Origin of the sequence: Brevibacillus sp. FSL K6-6036 (genome assembly GCF_037964015.1) — a bacterium.
GTDB classification, from domain to species: Bacteria; Bacillota; Bacilli; order Brevibacillales; family Brevibacillaceae; genus Brevibacillus; species Brevibacillus borstelensis.
This window is the reverse complement of the sequence record NZ_CP150173.1, coordinates 4,324,614-4,344,160: the sequence shown is the minus strand read 5'-3', so window position 1 is coordinate 4,344,160 and position 19,547 is coordinate 4,324,614. Positions and strand designations below refer to the sequence as shown.

Below are 19,547 nucleotides of genomic sequence, written 5' to 3'. Positions count from 1 at the left end.
ATTTTGCGTACATTAATGCGGTATTTGCGGCCTTACCGGTCCATGATCATCTGGACGATGGTATTTGTGCTGTTGCAATCGATAGCAAATCTGTATCTGCCGACGTTGATGTCGGATATCGTCAACGAAGGCGTCGTCAAAGAAAACACGCCTTACATTTTGAAAATCGGCGGGCTGATGCTGCTCGTCTCTGCGGTCGGCGCGGCGCTTTCTGTCGGTGCCAGCTACCTGGCTTCGCGGACGGCATCGGGCTTCGGCATGCGGCTTCGCAGCAGCGTTTTCAGCCATGTCGAGCGGTTTTCGCTGCAGGAGTTCGACAAGCTCGGCACAGCTTCGCTCATCACCCGGACGACCAATGACATCACGCAGCTCCAGCAGGTGCTGATCATGATGCTGAGGATGATGGTTATGGCTCCGATGATGTGTATCGGTGGAATTATCATGGCTGTCTCCAAAGACGCCAAGCTGTCGCTCGTCATCATCGCCGTGATTCCGGTTTTGGCTTTGGCGATTTACCTGATCGGATCAAAAGGAATCCCGTATTTCAAAGCGATGCAGACGAAGATTGACAAACTGAATCTCGTCCTGCGCGAATATTTGACCGGCATTCGCGTCGTCCGCGCTTTCAACCGGACAGACCACGAGCGGGAGAGGTTCGATGCGGCCAACGAGGATCTGACCGCTACCTCGATCAAGGCAGCCCAGATCATGGCAGCCATCATGCCTGTCATGATGCTGCTGATGAATGTCACTTCGATCGCGATCATCTGGTTCGGGGGCTTGCGCATCAGCGAGGGGCATATCCAAGTCGGGGATTTGATGGCGTTTTTGCAGTATGCCATGCAAATCCTGTTCTCGCTCATGATGGCTTCGATGATGTTCAACATGCTGCCGCGTGCTTCCGCTTCGGCGGCCCGCATCCGGGAGGTGCTGCAAACAGAGCCGGTCATTGTGGACCGGGATAGCGCGACAGCGGCGGCTCATGGACCGGCCAGCGTCGTGTTCGATCAGGTGTCGTTTCGTTACCCCGGCGCGGAAAAGTCGGCGCTTTCCGGGATTTCCTTTGAGGCTCTGCCCGGCCAGGTGACAGCGATCATCGGCGGAACCGGATCGGGGAAGACGACACTCGTCAGCCTGATCCCTCGTTTCTACGACGTGGAGAGCGGCAGCGTCCGCATCGGCGGAGTCGATGTCCGGGAGCTGTCCCAGGAGGCGCTCCGGTCCAGAATCGGGTTCGTTCCCCAAAAAGCGCTGCTGTTCAGCGGGACGATCGCGGACAATATCCGCTACGGAAAAGAAGACGCGACCGACGAGGAGCTCTGCCATGCGGCTGAAATCGCCCAGGCTTCCGAGTTTATCGCGGGGATGAAGGACGGCTTCGATTCGGTCATCGCGCAGGGCGGCATGAACGTGTCGGGCGGACAGAAGCAGCGGCTATCCATCGCCAGGGCGCTCATCCGCAAGCCGGACGTATACGTATTTGATGACAGCTTCTCCGCGCTCGACTACAAAACAGATGCCCGACTCCGGGCGGCCTTGAAAGATGAAACGCAGGCTGCGACGGTGATTATCGTTGCGCAGCGGGTCAGCACTGTCATGGATGCCGACCAGATCATCGTGCTGGAGGAAGGCGGTGTAGCAGGCATCGGCACCCATGCAGAGCTGATGGAAACATGCGGTGTCTACCGGGAGATCGTCACATCTCAGCAGACGGAGGAGGAGATCGCATGAGCGAGCAAAAACGCGGCATGTCTCCGGGTGCTCCCGGGGCTGGCCCGGGACCGGGCGGCCACAAAGGCCCGATGGGATTCGGAGGACCCGGCATGCTGTCTATGCCGGGGCAGAAAGCAAAGAATTTTAAAGGGACGCTGCGGCGGCTGCTCGGTTATTTGAAGCCGTACCGCATGAAGCTGACAGCTGTACTTTTGACTGCAGCACTCAGCACCGTTTTTGGCATCGTCAGTCCAAAGCTGCTCGGCGATGCGACGACAAAGCTTTTTGAAGGCTTCATGGCAAAGGTAAACGGCGTCCCTGGCGCTGCGATTGATTTTGCCTACGTCTGGCATATCATTATGGTCTTGATCGGGCTGTATATCGCTTCCTCGGCATTTGCCTATATCCAGCAGTACCTGATGGCAGGCGTGGCCCAGAAGACGGTCTATACGCTTCGCAAGCAAGTAGATGAAAAGCTGGCCCGCCTGCCGCTCAAATACTTCGATGCCCGGTCTCACGGGGAAGTGATGAGCCGCGTCGTAAATGACGTGGATACGATCAGCGGCACGCTGCAGCAGAGCTTGACGCAGATGATCACCTCGATCATTACGCTGATCGGCGTGATTGTGATGATGCTGACCATCAGCCCGCTGATGACGCTCATCCTGATCTTGACGCTGCCCCTCAGCTTCGTCGTGATCAGGGCGATCGCCTCCCGTTCGCGGCCCCACTTCAAAGGGCAGCAGCAGGCGCTCGGGGAATTGAACAGCCATGTGGAGGAAATGTATACCGGACATAAAATCGTAAAGGCGTTTGGCCGGGAGCAAAGCGCTGTCGAGAAGTTTGACACGATCAATGAGCGGCTGCATGAGTCCGCCTGGAAGGCCCAGTTTATCTCCGGCATCATGATGCCGCTGATGATGCTCGTCTCCAATATCGGCTTTGTGCTCGTCTGCGTAGTCGGCGGCGTGCTCGTCACCCGGGGCAGCATCAGGATCGGGGACGTGCAGGCGTTCATTCAATACGCCCAGCAATTCTCCCAGCCGATCACCCAGACGGCGAACATCGCCAACGTCATCCAGTCGACTCTTGCCGCCGCCGAACGGGTCTTCGAAATTCTCGACGAGCCGGAAGAGTCCGCAGAACCTGTTTCTACGGCCGGGACCTTTGCACCTCAAGGCTATGTGCGATTTGAGCATGTCTCCTTTGGCTACAAGGAAGAGGAGCCGCTCATCCGGGATATGAATATCGACGTGAAGCCGGGCATGACGGTCGCGATCGTCGGACCGACCGGGGCGGGCAAGACTACGCTCGTCAACCTGCTCATGCGGTTTTATGAAATCGGCGAAGGCAGGATTACGATTGACGGCAGGGACATCCGGGAGCTGCCGCGGGGCGAACTGCGCAGCTTGTTCGGCATGGTGCTGCAGGATACGTGGCTGTTCAACGGCTCGATCCGCGAAAACATCGCGTACGGCCGCGCCGGGGCGACAGATGAGGAGGTGCTGCAAGCGGCCCAGGCGGCCCACGCCGACCATTTTGTCAGAACGCTTCCGGACGGATACGACACGATTCTGAACGAAGAGGCGTCGAATATCTCGCAAGGCCAGAAGCAGCTTTTGACGATAGCCCGGGCATTCCTGGCCGATCCCGCGATCCTGATTCTCGACGAAGCGACGAGCAGCGTCGACACGAGAACCGAGCTGCTCATCCAGAAAGCGATGAGCGGGCTGATGGAAGGGCGAACGAGCTTTGTCATTGCCCACCGGCTTTCGACGATCCGCGACGCGGACCTGATTCTCGTCATGAACAACGGCAGCGTCATCGAGCAGGGCAACCACGAGGAGCTGCTGCGGGCCGGCGGATTCTACGCCGAATTGTACAACAGTCAGTTTGCCGGAAGCGGTATGGCGCAGCAGGCGGGGTAGGGAACATGTAAAGCAGGGAATACGAGGAAAAAGGAACACGGAAAAATAAAAAGGAAAAGCAAAAAAGAAAAGGGTTCCCTCGACGAAAGGGGACCCTTTTTTCACTTTCAGTTTCTACATAATGTGTTTGCTTGCAAACCAGGCGATCAGCCGGTGGTTGATCTGCTCTTCGCTCAGGTCGGTGAAGAGTCTGGCTTCCGCAACCATATCGTACAAACGCTCCATCGGTTCGCGGCCATCCGCTTTTTTCGCTTTGGCGTCCTCCTTGAGCAGCTTCCACGTATTGTGGACGAAATCGTGGTCGACATCCGCTTGTTTCCGCAAGAAGTAATCCAGACGCTCCACATGATCGAGGAATTCGTCGCCGAACCTGCCTTCCACATCGCCCCGCAAAAGGGCAATCTCCGCTTCGTACATGGGACGTTCCTTGCCTTTTTCCTTTCCGATCCACGGCGTTTCCAACACAAGCGGCAAATGGCGGATCTTCTCGTGATCGACGATGTATTTCATCGCATCAAAGCCGATCATTCCCGCACCTACCGGGGCGTGGCGGTCTTTGCGGGCTCCCCGGAAGTTCTTGCTGTCGTTGAGGTGGACAACCGCCAGACGGTCCAGACCGATGATCCGGTCGAACTCGTCGAGGACACCGTCGAAATCGTTGACGATATCATAGCCGGCATCGTGAATATGGCATGTATCCATGCATACGCTCAGCCTGTAGTTGTCGTCTACCTTGTCGATGATCGCCGCGATTTCCTCAAAGCTGCGGCCGATCTCTGTTCCTTTGCCCGCCATCGTCTCCAGCGCGATTTTCACGTCCGTGTCTTTGACGCCGCTTAATACTTCATTCAGCCCTTCCGCGATGCGCTCAATCCCGTATTCGGCATCCTTGTCGGTGTAAGCGCCCGGGTGAAGCACGATATTTTGTACGCCGAGATAGCTCGTTCGCCGTATTTCTTCCTGCAAAAAGCGGACAGCTAGCTCAAACGTGTCTTCCTTGTACGAACCCAGGTTAATAATGTACGGCGCATGGACGACGATCTCTTCAATGCCGTTTTTGTCCATCACAGCCCTGCCTTCGTCGATAAATTGCTCCTCAATCGGTTTGCGCCGCGTATTTTGCGGGGCTCCTGTATAGATCATGAACGTGCTCGAGCCGTAGGTGGCTGCTTCTTCTGCCGCATTCAGCAGCCCTTTCCCGGAGAATGATACGTGAGATCCTATTTTCATCATCGATTGAATACCTCCTATATGGTGGAAACTGCCGAACCCGGCTCAGGGCCGGTGGTAGTGCTAGTTGCTCGTGCTAGTCTGCGTAACTCTGCTTAATTCTGCCACAATTCCGTGTAATTCTGAGTAAACTCTGATTAACTCTGAGTAAGTCTGATTAACTCTGAGTAACGAGTAACTCTGAGTACCTACCTTGTAACACTACGTAACTTTTTATTATTGCCAAAAGAATCCGCGTCCATGCATTCGATCGCGTCTGTATAAATCCCGTATCATGCTCTGAGCAGGAAAACGCGAGTAAGAACCGGTTTTCAGCGCGAACATGAGAGACGAACGTGTCGCAAAACTGCAAGGGAAAAATCTCGTTGACGAAAGAGATTCATCTCCAGATTACCGATTTTAAAAAGGGTTGTCCACTTAAATGCTCGCGGATGTACAGCAGTTTAACGATCCGGACTGCGGCTTTTATTTTGATTCCAGGACTTCATGCATTTACAACCCGAACATTCATTCGTAAAATAAGTGAAAGAAGGTGAACGAGATGAAAATCAAAATGGATCTGGCGAAGATACTGGAAAACTTGAAACAGGATGAGCGTTTTCGCGCAAACATAGAGCACTGGAAGGTCATACCACCCCGAGAAGCCGCTACCGTTCCTTTTCCTGATGATCTGGACCCGAGAATTCGGGGGGCTCTGGCGGGAAGAGGGATTCCTTCCTTGTACACCCATCAGGAGACGTCTTTTCGTCATGCCCGCGAAGGCAAGCACATCGTAGCTGTGACTCCTACCGCTTCGGGCAAAAGCATGTGCTATCACTTGCCTGTCTTGCAAACACTGACAGAAAACCCGGAGGCACGAGCCCTTTACCTGTTCCCCACGAAGGCGCTGGCCCAGGATCAAAAAAGCGAGCTGCACGAGCTGATCGACGAGATGGGGCTGTCGATCAAGTCGGATACGTATGACGGCGATACCCCGGCGCAGATCAGACAGACGATCCGCAAAGCCGGCAATATCGTAATCACCAATCCCGACATGCTTCATTCTGCCATTTTGCCTCACCACACCAAATGGGTCTCCTTTTTTGAACATCTGAAATACATCGTCATCGACGAGCTGCATACATACCGGGGCGTTTTTGGAAGCCATGTGGCCAACGTAATCCGCCGCCTGAAACGGATTTGCGCCTTTTACGGGAGCAGCCCGCAGTTTATTTGCACGTCTGCCACGATCGCAAACCCTCGCGAGCTGGCAGAGCAGCTAACAGAGGAAAACGTCGTGCTGGTGGACAACAACGGCGCTCCGGCCGGAAAAAAGCACTTCATCTTTTACAATCCCCCTGTCGTAAACAAGCAGTTGAACATCAGGCGCAGCTCGACGCTGGAGGCCAGGGACATCACCGAGCTGTTTCTCACCAATGGCATTCAGACGATCTTGTTTGCCCGCAGCCGGGTCCGCGTCGAAATCCTGCTCAAATACCTGCAGGAGCTGATCAAGCGAAAGCTGGGCGAAAAGACGATTCAGGGCTATCGCGGCGGCTATTTGCCGAGCCAGCGAAGGGCGATTGAGAAGGGGCTTCGCCAGGGAGACATCATCGGTGTAGTCAGTACCAATGCGCTGGAGCTAGGGGTAGATATCGGCCAGCTCCAGGTATGCGTCATCACCGGATATCCCGGCTCGGTTGCGAGCACATGGCAGCAGGCCGGACGGGCAGGCCGCCGTCAGGGGGAATCGGTCGTCGTGCTGGTCGGCAGCTCTACGCCGCTCGACCAGTACGTGATCCAGCACCCGGAGTACTTTTTCGAGCGGAGTCCGGAGTCCGCGCGGATCAATCCGGACAACCTGATTATCCTCGTCGACCATATCAAATGCGCGGCGTACGAGCTTCCCTTTTCCAAAGGGGACCGTTTTGGACGAGCCGAGATTATGGAGATTCTGGAGTTTTTGACCGAGGAGCAGATCCTGCACCATGCCAAAGGAAAGTGGTTCTGGATGAACGATTCTTTCCCGGCCCACAACATCAGTCTGCGCTCGGCTTCCCAAGAAAACGTCGTGATCATTGACATTTCCGAGCGGGGCAACGAAAGGGTAATCGGGGAAATGGACCGCTTCAGCTCGATGACCCTCCTGCATGACGAAGCCATTTACCTGCATCAAGGGACGCAGTACCAGGTGGAAAAGCTGGACTACGAGGAGAAGAAGGCCTATGTCAGGGAAGTCCAGGTCGACTACTACACCGATGCCAACCTGGCTGTCCAACTGAGGGTGCTGGAGGAAGACCAGACGCGGCGGGCGGCCGAGACGGAATTTGCCTACGGAGAAGTCACTGTGAATGCGATGGCGACGATTTTCAAAAAGATCAAATTCGAGACGCATGAAAACATCGGCTCCGGTCCGATTCACCTGCCCGAGGAGGAGCTGCATACGAATGCCGCTTGGCTCAGCTTTTCCGAGCAGGTGTTGGATGTAGTGGGGAAAAGCGAGGTAGAGCGCGGCCTGGTCGGACTCGCGCACGTCCTGCAGCACGTCGCTCCGCTGTTCGTCATGTGCGACCGCATGGACCTCCACGTCATCCCGCAACGCAAGGCCATCCATTCCGGGGCGCCAACGATTTTTCTGTACGACCGTTACCCTGGCGGCATCGGCTTGAGCGAGCAGGTGTACAAAGAGATGGATACGATTCTCGCGAGGGCCGAGGAGCTGATCCTCTCTTGTCCGTGCGAATCAGGCTGCCCGTCCTGTGTGGGCGCGGCGGAGGACGGTGGAAAGGAATTGGCGCGCACGCTCTTGCGGGTGGCGCAGGGAGGAAGTCTGCATGTCTCTTAAAAGCAAGCTGAATCGATTCAAGGACCATTTGACCAAGGAAGCGCCTCAGCAGCAAGGGAGCCGGTTGAAAGATACCGGAAGAGCCGGGGGTATGTTGGAACCGGCGTCTTCCGGTCCGTTCGAGCCAGCACCTTCCGCGGGGCATGAACCGACGCCCTTCAGTGCACCTCAACCAGCCCGCGGTACTGCACAACCTGACTCGGCGCCTGTCAATTCTCAAGCTAATATGGAAGAAATTCCGTTCATGGACAAATGGATGGAGCTGGGAGCCAAGCCGTACTTTTGGGAAGACGAGCATGTCATGGTACGGGAGGTGCGCTACCCGATCAGCCAGAGGCATGGCCATTATGCATTTGCCGGTTTGTACGAGACGATTGCGGCATGGGAGAGGGCCGGGTTTGAACACCCCCTGTCAGCATCCGGGAGATCAGTGGAGGACCTGCTGTTTTTCGATACGGAGACGACGGGGCTGCACGGCGGGACGGGAAACACGGTCTTTCTGCTCGGGCACAGCCGAATGGACGGCGAGAGCGTCATCGTCAGGCAGCATTTTTTGGCCGCTCCTTATTCGGAAGCAGCGCTCTACCGCTCTTTTTTGGAGGATTCGCAGACGGCTACCCACCTTGTGACGTACAACGGGAAGTCATTTGACTGGCCGCAGGTAAAGACCCGGCACACGCTATTGCGTGATCTTGTTCCCCGGCTTCCGGCATTTGGCCATTACGATTTGCTGCACGGAGCGCGGCGGTTGTGGCGGGAGGATCTGGAGTCTTGCCGGCTTTCCCTGATCGAGCGGGAAAAACTGGGCGTGGTGAGGGAAGACGATGTCCCGGGGTATCTGGCTCCTATCCGGTATTTTGACTATTTGACCGACAAAAACCCGGACACGGTGGCAGGGGTTTTGCGGCACAATGAAATCGACGTCCTTTCCCTGATCACGCTCTACATTCATCTGTCAGCACTCTTGCTGTCACACGAGCAGCAGGCCGACATCTCTGAGGAAGAGCGATTCAAGGTAGGGCGATGGTATGAAGCGCTGGGCGATACCGAGCGGGCCATGCAGGCGTACCGGCTCGTTGCCGACAGCGTTCATCCGCTTCGCGACAAGGCTCGTATCGCGATGGGGAGCTGTTACAAGAGGCAAAAGGACTGGCGCCGGGCTTTGCTGGTATGGGAGGGTCTCGGCAATTCCGGGGTCACTCTCCCGGAAGATGTGTTGATCGAGATGGCCAAGCTGTACGAGCATCAGGTAAAGGACTTGGAGAAGGCGCTTCTCTTCGCGGAAGCCGGGTATGACCGGTGGAAGCAGAAAGCGGCGCTGCTGCGCCGCAGGTCCAAAGCAGAGGAGGCAGCGTACCGCAAGCGGATCGAGCGGCTGGAACAGAAGCTGCGAACGCAGGCGGGCCCGGATCTGGATTACGGCGGCGGCCTGGTATAGTTTTCATTTTGGTACAAAAGCATAGCTGCTATTGTATAATGAACACAGAAGACTGGGGGAGTGTTTCGGATGTCTGATTTGGAAAACGTTTTGGACAGGATGTTTGCTGAATTTCAGAAGCTGACGAACCGCTTGGACCGGATGGAAACGAGAATGACGGAATTCCAGAGCAGCGTAGACCGGATGGAAACGAGAATGACGGAATTTCAGAGCACCGTAGACCGGATGGAAACGAAAATGACGGAATTTCAGAGCAGCGTAGATCGGATGGAGTCGAAAATGACGGAATTCCAGAGCACCGTAGACCGGATGGAAACGAAAATGACGGAATTCCAGAGCACCGTAGACCGGATGGAGTCGAAAATGACGGAATTCCAGAGCACGGTAGATCGGATGGAGTCGAAAATAGTGGGGCTCGATACCAGGCTGACAGCGTTTCAAGGCAATGTAGAACCCAAGCTGCAAGATTTTGAAAGCTCTCTGGACCGCGTCGAATCGAGGCTGGACGAACTGCAAAAATCCGTAAACCGGATCGAACACTCCCAGCAGGATGAGGTACTGGGCATGCTCAAGCTTGTTAAAACGAAGACCGAAACACATGAGTCCAAAATCGACGTCCTCAACAAGCGTTTGCTCGAAGCGGAGGCGAAGCTGGAGAGAGTCGCTAATTTATAAATACGCCTTAGGTGGACGATACAAGTTAGCAGGCGAAAATTCGACTCGCTCGCTACTCGCAATTACAAAAAAGGCAGCGGCAAATTCGGGTTCGAAAATACAATCCGAAACAGCTGCTGCCTGTTTTTTATTCACGGTAGCGCTTGTGTATCCGGCGGTTCTCCGCTCAGCAGTTTTTTGAACAGCACCTCGTCATCGACTGCATAGCCGCAGCGCTTATATGTCCGAATCGCAGCGGCGTTTTGTCTGCCGGTCAATACCTTCACTTCCGTGACTCCGCGCTGTATCAGGTGTGATTCCAAGCAAGCAATCAAGGAAGCAGCCGATCCTTTTCCCCGAGCGGACTTCTCCACATACAATTCCGTTATTTCTCCCAGGAGCTCCTCGTAACAGAATGATTGGAAGTGTTGTGCGCAGCCGAATCCGACGATTTTGCCATCGCATTCCGCTACGGCGATCAACTCGCTGCTCGTGCGCATGCTCTCGACGATTTCCGGTACAGGCCTCCTGTCGCCACCGTTGAACAGCTGGTTTAACCTGGCCAGCTCCTGTGCGTCGCTTTCTACTGCCAGTCTCGTTCTTATCTCCAAATCGAATCGCCTCCAAGCGCAATTTTCTGATCGGGTGGGATAGTCTTGCTCCTTTTCGATATGCGAAAAAGAAGAGGGAAATGGAAAGTCTAGTGAGCAGTATGGTTTAAATTGCAAATCAATTGGTTCAACACTTTGATCGCCGTCTTGTATTCTTCTTCCGTGATCCCCTGAAACACCTGTTTATCGAATTCAAAAAGAATCGCATCAAGTCTTGGAAATGCTTCGTTGCCTTCGCCTGTCAGTTCAAGCTCGGTAATGCCGAGCTCCGGCTTCTCTGTACGAATCATCCAGCCTCTTTGCACCAGGGAGTCAATGACTTCGTCCAATGTTTTCAAATCGACAAAGTCGTGAATCAGTTCGTGCAAGTCCTCCCTTGTTTTGACGCGTCCGTGGTATGTGTTGTTGAGGGCCTGCCAATGGGTGCGTGTTAAGCCCATAGGCGCGAACATGTCGTTGACGTTTTGCGTGATCAACTTATCAACCCGTTTCAAATACCAGCCGATCGGCTTTTCGGAATCGTGCGAGAAGTGCTTCCTTCTTTCCACTTTCCTCTGGAGCGGATTGTTTTCCATCATCATAACCTCCTCACTGACGTTGCGAAAGCAAATGATAGTTAGTACTAACTAACAACAACTGTTTTAAAAACTATGGCGTCAAAGCTCTGACAAATAACTGAACACTCGATTCGATAAATTCGTCGATGGAAGTGCTTGTTATCAACTGGCCGCTGGTCAGGCTGCTTACAAATGCGCCGAAGTTCATCCACATGAAGGTCATGGCCTGGACCTCCGGGTCGGTTGTGATCATCAAGCCTCTTTTCTGCATGGCTGCGAAATAGTCCGTCAACAATTCTTTTAGCTGCTGTGGATGTTTGTTCGCCTTTTCCCGAAACCCGGGCAAATAATCGCCGTCTTTTAGCGCGATCATAACGATTTTTCGATTGCGATTCATGATCTGATGGTACGTTTTGCTGACGAGGAACAAGTCCGCTTGCAAGTCCCACACCAGTTCTTCGTTAAAAATCCGTTTCATCTCCACGGTATAGTAAAAGCGGTCGACTGCGGTTTCGAGAACCTTTTGCTTGCTGCCAAAGTGGCGAAACAGCGTCATCTCGCTTAAACCGGCCGCGGCCGAGATTTCTTTTGTGGCAACGCCTTTGTAGCCTTTCTCGGCCATCAAATCGATGGCTGCCAACAAAATTTTGTCTCCGGTACTTAGATGCGGATTGCCCGAGCTCATATTTTCCCCCCTCTATCAATGTTAGCGAATACTAACGTGTTGCATGTTCATCATAAACCATTTTTCAAGAAGAGAAAAGAATCAAAAGAAATTCTGCTTCTGATCACACAGGTGTTTATAACAATACGAGTACGAACCGATGCCGTAGCGCTTTGCTTTGCACAAACAGGCACCCGTAAAAAGGCCGCCCTCCGCTGGCCGGAAAGGCGAGGGGAGGACGACAGGGGGGGAAGCTTTAAACCATGGTTTGGCTATGCAGTACTTACTTTTGCTTCTCCTTCATTTCCCGATGCAGCGAGCCTACGTTTTCCGCAAGCTTGTCGAGCGACTGGTTCATGCCGATTACGGCGTATTCGGCCATTTGACCCGGCGTCCAACCGGATTCGGTAATCGTCAGTTCGGTTTGCTCGCCCAGAGCTTTAAATTCGATCACAAATTCAATTTCCTTCGGGTAGTCCGGGACGCCTGCCTGAGCGGGATCGATGATGTTTCCGTCCTTGTCGGCCATGCTCTGCGTGAATTCGATACGCTCCATCGGCACAATTTTCTTGTAGAAGCCGGCGGAGTACAATTCATGTCCGCCGTGGTCTTCCGGAGCCCGCATGCAAAATACGTATTTCCCGCCTTCACGGAAGTCGATATCGCAGCGTGGCGAAGTGTACTCTGTCGGCCCCCACCAGAGCATAACCAGCTTGGGGTCCGTCCAAGCCTTCCAGACCAGTTCGACCGGGAAGTCGAAGACACGGGTAATGACGAGGTTTTGCCCATTTGTACGCTGATTCATTTGGAATCCTCCTTTTTGTGTTTCGCGCTCTTTTCCATCTCGGCTCTCAAAACAGCATCCAATGCATCAAGGCGTTTGCTCCATCGATCTTTCATGCTCTCGGTCCATTTCTCCAATTCCATCATCGCCTCGGTGTTAATCCGATAAATTCGCTGCTGCGCCTTCTTTTCCACATGTACCAAATTCGCCTCGCGCAGAACCTTCAAATGCTGGGAAACAGCCTGCGGACTGATTTGGAATTGGTCGTGGATCGCCGATGCGGGAACCCCGTCATTGTCAGCGAGCATCTCCAAAATACTGCGCCGCGTCGGATCAGCGAGAGCGGAAAACAGATCGTTCGGCATACATTCCTCCCTCCCAGGTCGTAATCGTGAATACGGTCGGTTGAACCTGATGTTGTAACTGAATAATAAATTCATTTCTTTATAAAGTAAATACTTAAATAACAAAAACAGGAGGATACTTTTTTCAGGGACGGTTGGAGTCTCTTGGATGAGAATGTGCTTTTGAAAAAAATTTGACCCTAACGCATACGTCAGGGTTTATTGTAAATAGCAGGAAGCGGAATTCTTTCGTGGAGGTATCTGCGATGTACAGTGTCGGTGAGCTGCGCAAGAGGACAAATATCTCGGTGAGAACCTTGCATTATTACGATGAATTGGGCTTGCTGAAACCGTCCAGGGTAACCGAGACGGGGTACCGGTATTACTCAAAAGAGGATGTATTGAAACTGCAGCAAATCACGGCTCTCAAAAAGCTCGGATTTCCGTTGTCGCGCATCAAGGACATTCTCAATGCCGAGGATGCGCTCCCGGCCGAAATACGCTGGAAAAAGGCGATCCGGGGACAAATCGGTACGATCAGGGAAGAAATGGAGCGATTGCGGCGCTTGGAGCGATTGCTGTTTCACACCCTGTATTCGATCGAAATCACGGGCGATTTTCGCACCGACGACATTTTTTCGTTTATTCAGGCGATGCAGCCTGAGAAAGAGCCGAGCAACGACGAATCTCGCGAGCAATTTTTCAATGAGCATTTTACGCCGGAGGAAATCGAGGTTATTGACGGATTGCCGACATTCGATACAGACGATCCGAAGGCCGACGAATGGGTCAAGCTGCTGAGGGACATCCGGGACCATATGCACGAGCCTCCGCAATCACCTGTCGCACAGCGCCTGGCAAAGCGGGTTATGGATTGCGCGGAAGCATTTTTCGGAGGCAATACGGAGGTGATGGAAAAGTATTGGGAACTGATCAGGCCTTCGCCTGGCGATGCTCCCGTCGTTTACGGCCTGGATTACAAGCTGATGGCCTATATCGATCAAATCGTTGAGTGGTACGAGAAAGAGAGAGGAAAGGAGAGGGATGAGCAGGATGACCGTCGGCGATCATGAGTACGGGAAACAACAATGGAGATATTGGCGATGGCATTTTGCTGTTTTTGCGGCCGCTCACTTCGGAATGGCCTACATGTTTGGGCTTGCCCCTGCTTCCGGGCCTTCGGGCAATCCCTATATCGAACAGATCGTGAACTGGATCATGTACCGGGAGCCTGATTTGTACCGGGAAGCCCTCGGCAATCAAATCAGCTCCGTCTGGACGACGATCATGACCATCCACACGCTGTGGGCTTTGTGGTTTGCTTTCTTTCCGAAAAAGCGGGCAGTCAATCCTATGCCTGCCCCATCGGCAGGTTTCCAAGCCGCAAATAAAGAGGCATCGAACCAAAGAGCCGCGGAAAAAACGCTATCGCATGGCAGGGCATGGGTATACGTCCTCATGGGAGGCATACTCGAAATCGTATGGGCTGTCAGCTTCAAGACCGGATCGATCGGTCTTCATACGCTGATCGCGATTTTTGCCAGCTTCGATCTGCTCATCCGGGCCGCCAAGGTATTGCCAGTCGGCACCGTTTATGCGGTTTTCGCCGGTATCGGCTCAGTAGGCACAATCCTGGCGGGAGCGCTCTATTTGAAAGAACCGCTTTCTGCGGTCAAGGTGATTTTCGTTCTGCTGCTTGTCGTGTTTATCATCGGTCTGAAAGCTTCTGAAACGCGCAGTGTAAAGGGGGACGGATAATGGCATGGGCTTATTTGATTTTGGCGGGGCTGCTTGAGATTATCGGCGTGATCGGGATCAAAAAAGTCGCCGAGCATAATAGCTGGAGCAATAATCTCCTTCTGTACGGCGGCTTCTTTGCCAGCTTCAGTCTGCTGACGCACGCGATGCAAGAAATCCCGTTATCCGTGGCTTATACCGTTTGGACGGGTATCGGGACACTCGGGTCTGCGGCCATCGGTATGGTGTTTTTCCGCGAACCGCGAAGCCGACTGCGGCTGTTTTGCATGGCGGGAATTATCGTGACTGTTCTTGGACTGAAACTGGCAGATTGAAACTGCTCACGCTTGTAGAGAGGGGCCATGGGCAACTGGCGGTCCATCGGTCGGCAGGACTCGGCGGCAGTTGCCACCTACAGGCCCCACCTTGAAAAATAAAAGGATAACCCCGTACAAGAGAAACGGGTTTATCCTTTAAAAGTAACATATCTGTACAACAGAGCCCCAATTAGCTGAATTGCCACATAAAAGAGCGCTGGATTGCCCGCCATATAATCGTTTCGACAGCTTGAAAAAACTTACGCCTGGGGAGTGGGAGCCCCGTATTTCTCCCGGTATTCGCGGGCCAGCATGCTCATCATGACGGAATCGTGGTACTGGTGATGGTAATAGAGAGCCTCGCGCTGGACGCCTTCCTGTTTAAACCCGATCTTCTCATAGGCGCGGATGGCTCGTTCGTTGTAGGAAAACACGTTGAGCTCGATCCGGTGAAGATTGAGGATGCCAAAGCCGTATCCGAGCAGCAGGCGCATTGCCTCGCTTCCAAAGCCTTTGCTCTGATGCTGCAGTTCGTTGATGGCGATGCGAATATTGCAATTCCGATTGACCGGATCGATCGATTGGAGCGCAATGTCGCCGATCACTTCGTCATTGTCCCGCAGGGCGATGAGCAGCAGCAGGTTGGAAGAATCCTGGGACTTGGCGTCGAGGTAGCGGTGAATCTGTTCGCGGGTAAAGCTGCGCTGTGTACCGGTCAGTCGGCGGGTTTCCGGATGAAAGAGCGTACCAAAGTACAGATCGGTATCTGCCAGCTCGACAGGGCGAAGGTAGACGCGTTCGCCTTCGAGGAACCGGACAGGCTTGTTTGCGGATGTATGCATGATTCGATGCCTCCTTTTGATACCTTACAATAGCGAAAATGTGTATACTTGGAAATGGACAGTTTCGCAAAAAGTAAAAGGACAGATGGAGGTTCACCGATGCTTTTCGCACCGCAGTTGGACGATTCCAGCCGGATTCCCCATTACGTACAAATTTACGAGCAGATAAAGCGGCAGATTATCGCAGGGGCGTTGTCCGAGCATGTCAAGCTGCCTTCTGTCCGCAAGCTGGCTGATCTGCTGGGACTCAGCACGACCCCGGTGGAAACGGCGTACCAGCAGCTAGTCGCGGAAGGCTTTATCGCCAGCAAGCCAAAAAGCGGCTACTACGTTCAGCCACTGGCCGATCAGCAGGTGGAGAGAGCAGAGGAGAGGGAAACAAAATTGACCGTCCCTCGCTTGCAGCATCGGGATGCATCCTCGTACCCCTATGACTTTCACCTCTCGAAAAACGATTTTTCCCACTTCCCCTTTGCCCTGTGGCGGCGGCTGTTCAACAGAGTGCTGCGGCATGAACACCTGGACCTGCTTTTTTACGGAGACCCCCAGGGGGAGTATGGACTGCGAACCGAGCTGGCCCGTTATCTGCGCCAGTTGAGAGGCGTCTCGTGTTCACCTGAGCAGATCGTGATCGGGGCTGACCAGCACGGGCTGCTGACCTTGCTCGCTCTGCTCCTGAAAGCTCGCGTGGCCCGCGTCGGAGTCGAGAATCCGGGTTATCCGTTGATCGCATCGACCTTCCGCCAAAACGGCTATGAGGTGATCCCCGTCTCGCTGGAGGAGGATGGCCTGAATGTAAACGAGCTGGCAGAGAGCGGCGTCGAGCTGGTCGCGGTTTCGCCGTCCCACCAGTATCCGCGGGGAATGATCATGCCGATCGCCAAACGGCTGCGCTTGCTGGAATGGGCCAAGAAGACGGACGCCTACATTATCGAGGACGATTATGACGGCGAGTTCAGGTATCACGGAAGGCCGGTTCCCTCCCTTCAGGGCCTGGTGCAGGGAGCCAATGTGATCTATATGGGCGGCTTCTCGCAGGTGCTGGCCCCGGCCATTTGTACCTATTACATGGTCCTGCCGGAGTCTTTGCTTGAGTCCTACGACCTTTTGCTGAGAGAGCTGCTGCTGGAGCAGTCCTCATCTCCTCTGCACCAGAAAACGCTGGAGCTGTTTATGCGGGAGGGACATTTCGAAAAGCATGTGCGCCGGATGCGCAATGTCTATCGGAAAAAGCACGACACGCTGGTTCAGGCGGTCCGGAAGCACATGGGGGAGCGGACTGTAGTGATCGGAGAGGACGCCGGATTTCATGTACTGCTGAAAGTCCAGCACCAAGTGGAGGAGAGGGAGCTTTCCCGGATGGCGAAGAAGGCCGGAATCAATATCGCCTCAGCAGCCTATACGTGGATGACGCCTCGTACGGAAACGACCGAAAAAGAATTTATCGTAGGCTTTGCCGGCATTGAATTGGAGAAAATCGAGCCGGGTATCCGCAAACTGGCCGATGTTTGGTGGGGGCAGTGTTCCAAGTTTGCTTCCAAATCTTGACGCAGAGCTTGATTTGGGAGTAAACTGCTCCTTGATAGGAAAATATGAAAAACAAAATCGTTTCCTAAATTTCCGAGAGGGGGCAGGAATCGTGCAGGAGAGAATCATTCAGCTGGCCATTCGGGAAATCCACACCAAAGGGCTCAAGTTTACGATGGCGGAGCTTGCACGGCAAGCGGGGATGAGCACGAAAACGCTGTACGGGTACTTTTCCTCCAAAGAAGAACTGATCTCCGTGATCATTGAGCGCGGAGTCAAAGAGCTGCAGCAGAAGGAAGCCGAGATTATCGGGCGTACGGACATCGATCTGACGGAAAAACTGAAGCTTTTGCTGGCACTTGTCCCCAGCGGCTTTGGCAGCACCCATATCCGTCTGTGGTACGAGCTCAAGCGGTACTACCCCGAGCAGTGGGCGCTTGTTGAGGATTGTCTTCAAAACGAGTGGGAGCATGTGCGGAATATTCTTGAGCGGGGAATGGCCGAGGGAACATTCCAGCGGGTGAGCATTCCCGTCTTTATTCATATGTATATCGGATCGCTTGAGCATCTGGTGGATCGCCAGGTCGTAGAGGAGACAAACATGACGATGGCAGATGCCCTGGACGCGATGATTGAGATATTGCTGCACGGGATTGCGGGCGGCGGGAAAAAGGAGGGGCAGCGATGAGGTGGGTGGACTTGTCTGGCGCCATTTGTTTGGAAGTTGCGGGTATCTCCGGGCAAATCGCAGGTACCACCGGGCAAATCGCAGGCACAGCGGAGGGCCTCGCGGATGTCTCCGGGGAGGTATGCGTGAAATGAAAGCGCTAAGACCTTTTTTCTGGTTGACCGACGTCGGCTTTCTCGTTTACTGGAGCATTGTCTTCCTCGAATGGCTCCCTCCCGAGTACCTCTATCCAGATTACGCCAATCCGCTGATGGTGGCCTGGAATCTGTCGTTTTTTCCCCTGGATCTTTTCATTTCCATTACGGGACTGACGAGTCTGTATTTTTATCATGCAAACCGAAACTGGCGTCCCATGGCGCAAGTTTCGCTCGTCCTGACCTTTTGCTCCGGCCTGCAAGCCATCGCCTTTTGGGGGTTCAAAGGGGACTTCGATCCCGCCTGGTGGCTCCCCAATCTGTATTTGCTCTTGTATCCCTTGTTTTTTTACCGTCTGTTTGCGGGGAAACAGCTAGACTCCGCGGCCTCCCAGTAATGCGTTTCCGGGAGATATGGCCGCTATATCTCATCCTGTTTCATATGCTTTTTGATAAACCGGAAGAAACCCACGGCACACATCACGATAATCGCCGCCCAGGTGAACAAAAAGGCGATGCCGAGGCCGATATTGGCTCCGACCATGTCGTTGGAACGCTCATAGAGCAAGGTGAAAACAAGCGGGCAGGCAAGCGCGATATAAAGGATAAAAAAGGAAAGAGACTTTGTCGTCGTTTTCTTCTGAATGGTAAGATAAACAAAGATATGGGAAACAAGCAAGAGGATAAACGTGACAACCGTCAACAGCAGCATGCGGCAGAGCCTCCTCGAGTCTTTCTTTATCTGGGTTGTGCCCTCGAGTACTACCATAGCCAAAAACAAGCGTTCAAGCAAGCGCAAAGGAGAGTGGAGGGGGAGTGAAACGATGAAGCACGGCAGCGATACCCTGCTGATCGTCAGTTTGCTCGGGTACGGAACAACGCTGCTCCTGTTGGCCTTGATCTGGTTCCGTACACCAAAAGAGAGGGAGCCGCTTCTGTTTGTAAAACTGATGGGCTATACCTTGCTTGCGATGTTCCGTTTTTCGTTCAACCAGCTTTCGATGCCGCTCGGACTGATCGCCGCCATTCTTCTGGTGAAGCGAACGAATGGAAACAAGAAGGCGAAGCTTGCGGCCGTCTGGCTGGGGGGAATCATGTTTCTGGCAGGCTTTTTGCCAGTGGCAGACTGGATCGAAAACACGCTGTACCCGCGTACAGAGATGTCTACCTATTTGCATGAGGATTTGACGGGGAAAGGTTTTGCTATGAATGTTGCCAGTTCGGACATGCGACGCTTTTACAGCAAAACCGAAAAAGACGAGAGCGGGCGGAAGCTGTATGCCGCTCTGCGGGAATCCCGCTACATCGAGGGCTTGCCTCTGCGGGAGCGGATGGATGAGGAATACGAGCTAAAATTGTTTCAGGATACAGATAACAGGGACAACCGCTTCAAACAACTGGAGTTTCGGGTCGCCTCTGACGGATCGTATCTGAAGCTTCGATTTGAGGACAGCCAGTATGTTTTTCGGGCGTCACGGGAGTTTCAGCAGTTGTTTCAACAGATGGTGGCGGAAGAGCGTGAAAGCAGCGATGAATAGGGTCGGGAATCAGTACA

At 53.7% G+C, this 19,547-nt stretch carries 21 protein-coding genes; 13 read left to right on the top strand and 8 right to left on the bottom strand.

The window, feature by feature from the left end:
* Positions 1–3: 3 nt before the first annotated feature.
* Both NST37_RS21440 and NST37_RS21435 read left to right on the top strand, forming a co-directional pair.
* Complete coding sequence (locus NST37_RS21440) at positions 4–1,731, top strand: ABC transporter ATP-binding protein (protein ID WP_003390026.1); 1,728 nt, start codon at positions 4–6, stop codon at positions 1,729–1,731.
* The gene (locus tag NST37_RS21435; RefSeq protein WP_203421431.1) at positions 1,728–3,641 is read left to right on the top strand and encodes an ABC transporter ATP-binding protein; all 1,914 of its coding nucleotides are present in this window, start codon (positions 1,728–1,730) and stop codon (positions 3,639–3,641) included. The genes NST37_RS21440 and NST37_RS21435 overlap by 4 nt, the downstream gene beginning before the upstream one ends.
* A 114-nt stretch (positions 3,642–3,755) precedes the next feature.
* Here NST37_RS21435 and NST37_RS21430 read toward each other — a convergent pair whose 3' ends face one another.
* On the bottom strand, positions 3,756–4,874 hold the full coding sequence (locus tag NST37_RS21430; RefSeq protein WP_003390023.1) for a deoxyribonuclease IV: 1,119 nt from the start codon (positions 4,872–4,874) through the stop codon (positions 3,756–3,758).
* Between the two features lie 538 nt (positions 4,875–5,412).
* On the opposite strand from NST37_RS21430, the gene NST37_RS21425 reads away from it, so the two are divergent.
* From NST37_RS21425 to NST37_RS21415, 3 genes are all read left to right on the top strand, one after another.
* Positions 5,413–7,695: a DEAD/DEAH box helicase gene (locus tag NST37_RS21425; protein ID WP_339185787.1), complete on the top strand. Its 2,283-nt coding sequence runs from the start codon at positions 5,413–5,415 to the stop codon at positions 7,693–7,695.
* Positions 7,685–9,133, top strand: coding sequence for a ribonuclease H-like domain-containing protein (locus tag NST37_RS21420; protein WP_311068046.1), 1,449 nt, complete (start codon positions 7,685–7,687; stop codon positions 9,131–9,133). The genes NST37_RS21425 and NST37_RS21420 overlap by 11 nt, the downstream gene beginning before the upstream one ends.
* Before the next feature lie 69 nt (positions 9,134–9,202).
* Positions 9,203–9,808 (top strand): hypothetical protein, encoded by a 606-nt coding sequence (locus NST37_RS21415; RefSeq protein WP_031931677.1) that lies wholly within the window; start codon positions 9,203–9,205, stop codon positions 9,806–9,808.
* Positions 9,809–9,939: 131 nt separating this feature from the next.
* On the opposite strand, the gene NST37_RS21410 is transcribed toward NST37_RS21415, so the two are convergent.
* The 5 genes from NST37_RS21410 to NST37_RS21390 form a co-directional block, all read right to left on the bottom strand.
* Positions 9,940–10,398, bottom strand: a complete 459-nt coding sequence (locus tag NST37_RS21410) for a GNAT family N-acetyltransferase (protein WP_024985461.1) — start codon at positions 10,396–10,398, stop codon at positions 9,940–9,942.
* A gap of 89 nt (positions 10,399–10,487) precedes the next feature.
* Complete coding sequence (locus tag NST37_RS21405; RefSeq protein WP_339185785.1) at positions 10,488–10,979, bottom strand: hypothetical protein; 492 nt, start codon at positions 10,977–10,979, stop codon at positions 10,488–10,490.
* A gap of 67 nt (positions 10,980–11,046) precedes the next feature.
* A complete protein-coding gene (locus NST37_RS21400; RefSeq protein WP_339185783.1) occupies positions 11,047–11,640 on the bottom strand; it encodes a TetR/AcrR family transcriptional regulator in 594 nt (197 codons plus the stop codon).
* A gap of 262 nt (positions 11,641–11,902) precedes the next feature.
* Complete coding sequence (locus tag NST37_RS21395; protein WP_339185781.1) at positions 11,903–12,424, bottom strand: SRPBCC domain-containing protein; 522 nt, start codon at positions 12,422–12,424, stop codon at positions 11,903–11,905.
* Positions 12,421–12,768 (bottom strand): metalloregulator ArsR/SmtB family transcription factor, encoded by a 348-nt coding sequence (locus NST37_RS21390; RefSeq protein WP_327956475.1) that lies wholly within the window; start codon positions 12,766–12,768, stop codon positions 12,421–12,423. Before NST37_RS21390 ends, NST37_RS21395 begins: the two co-directional genes overlap by 4 nt.
* Before the next feature lie 245 nt (positions 12,769–13,013).
* On the opposite strand from NST37_RS21390, the gene NST37_RS21385 reads away from it, so the two are divergent.
* From NST37_RS21385 to NST37_RS21375, 3 genes are read left to right on the top strand one after another with little or no spacing between them, the layout of a single operon-like run.
* Positions 13,014–13,820 carry a MerR family transcriptional regulator gene (locus tag NST37_RS21385; protein ID WP_003390015.1) on the top strand — a complete coding sequence of 269 codons (807 nt, stop codon included), beginning with the start codon at positions 13,014–13,016 and terminating at the stop codon, positions 13,818–13,820.
* A complete protein-coding gene (locus NST37_RS21380) occupies positions 13,792–14,505 on the top strand; it encodes a multidrug efflux SMR transporter (RefSeq protein ID WP_227278035.1) in 714 nt (237 codons plus the stop codon). The genes NST37_RS21385 and NST37_RS21380 overlap by 29 nt, the downstream gene beginning before the upstream one ends.
* The gene (locus NST37_RS21375) at positions 14,505–14,819 is read left to right on the top strand and encodes a multidrug efflux SMR transporter (protein WP_003390013.1); all 315 of its coding nucleotides are present in this window, start codon (positions 14,505–14,507) and stop codon (positions 14,817–14,819) included. The genes NST37_RS21380 and NST37_RS21375 overlap by 1 nt, the downstream gene beginning before the upstream one ends.
* A 242-nt stretch (positions 14,820–15,061) precedes the next feature.
* On the opposite strand, the gene NST37_RS21370 is transcribed toward NST37_RS21375, so the two are convergent.
* Entirely contained in the window at positions 15,062–15,643 is a 582-nt protein-coding gene (locus NST37_RS21370) for a GNAT family protein (RefSeq protein WP_003390011.1), read from the bottom strand.
* Positions 15,644–15,742: 99 nt separating this feature from the next.
* On the opposite strand from NST37_RS21370, the gene NST37_RS21365 reads away from it, so the two are divergent.
* From NST37_RS21365 to NST37_RS21350, 4 genes are all read left to right on the top strand, one after another.
* Entirely contained in the window at positions 15,743–17,191 is a 1,449-nt protein-coding gene (locus NST37_RS21365; RefSeq protein ID WP_024985539.1) for a PLP-dependent aminotransferase family protein, read from the top strand.
* Positions 17,192–17,282: 91 nt separating this feature from the next.
* Positions 17,283–17,858 carry a TetR/AcrR family transcriptional regulator gene (locus tag NST37_RS21360; protein WP_024985540.1) on the top strand — a complete coding sequence of 192 codons (576 nt, stop codon included), beginning with the start codon at positions 17,283–17,285 and terminating at the stop codon, positions 17,856–17,858.
* Positions 17,855–17,992, top strand: a complete 138-nt coding sequence (locus NST37_RS21355; RefSeq protein WP_155808075.1) for a hypothetical protein — start codon at positions 17,855–17,857, stop codon at positions 17,990–17,992. The genes NST37_RS21360 and NST37_RS21355 overlap by 4 nt, the downstream gene beginning before the upstream one ends.
* A complete protein-coding gene (locus NST37_RS21350; RefSeq protein ID WP_024985541.1) occupies positions 17,989–18,390 on the top strand; it encodes a DUF5360 family protein in 402 nt (133 codons plus the stop codon). The genes NST37_RS21355 and NST37_RS21350 overlap by 4 nt, the downstream gene beginning before the upstream one ends.
* Before the next feature lie 23 nt (positions 18,391–18,413).
* Here NST37_RS21350 and NST37_RS21345 read toward each other — a convergent pair whose 3' ends face one another.
* Positions 18,414–18,704: a hypothetical protein gene (locus NST37_RS21345; protein WP_024985542.1), complete on the bottom strand. Its 291-nt coding sequence runs from the start codon at positions 18,702–18,704 to the stop codon at positions 18,414–18,416.
* A 112-nt stretch (positions 18,705–18,816) separates the two neighbouring features.
* On the opposite strand from NST37_RS21345, the gene NST37_RS21340 reads away from it, so the two are divergent.
* On the top strand, positions 18,817–19,530 hold the full coding sequence (locus NST37_RS21340) for a hypothetical protein (protein WP_339185779.1): 714 nt from the start codon (positions 18,817–18,819) through the stop codon (positions 19,528–19,530).
* The last annotated feature ends 17 nt before the right edge of the window (positions 19,531–19,547 follow it).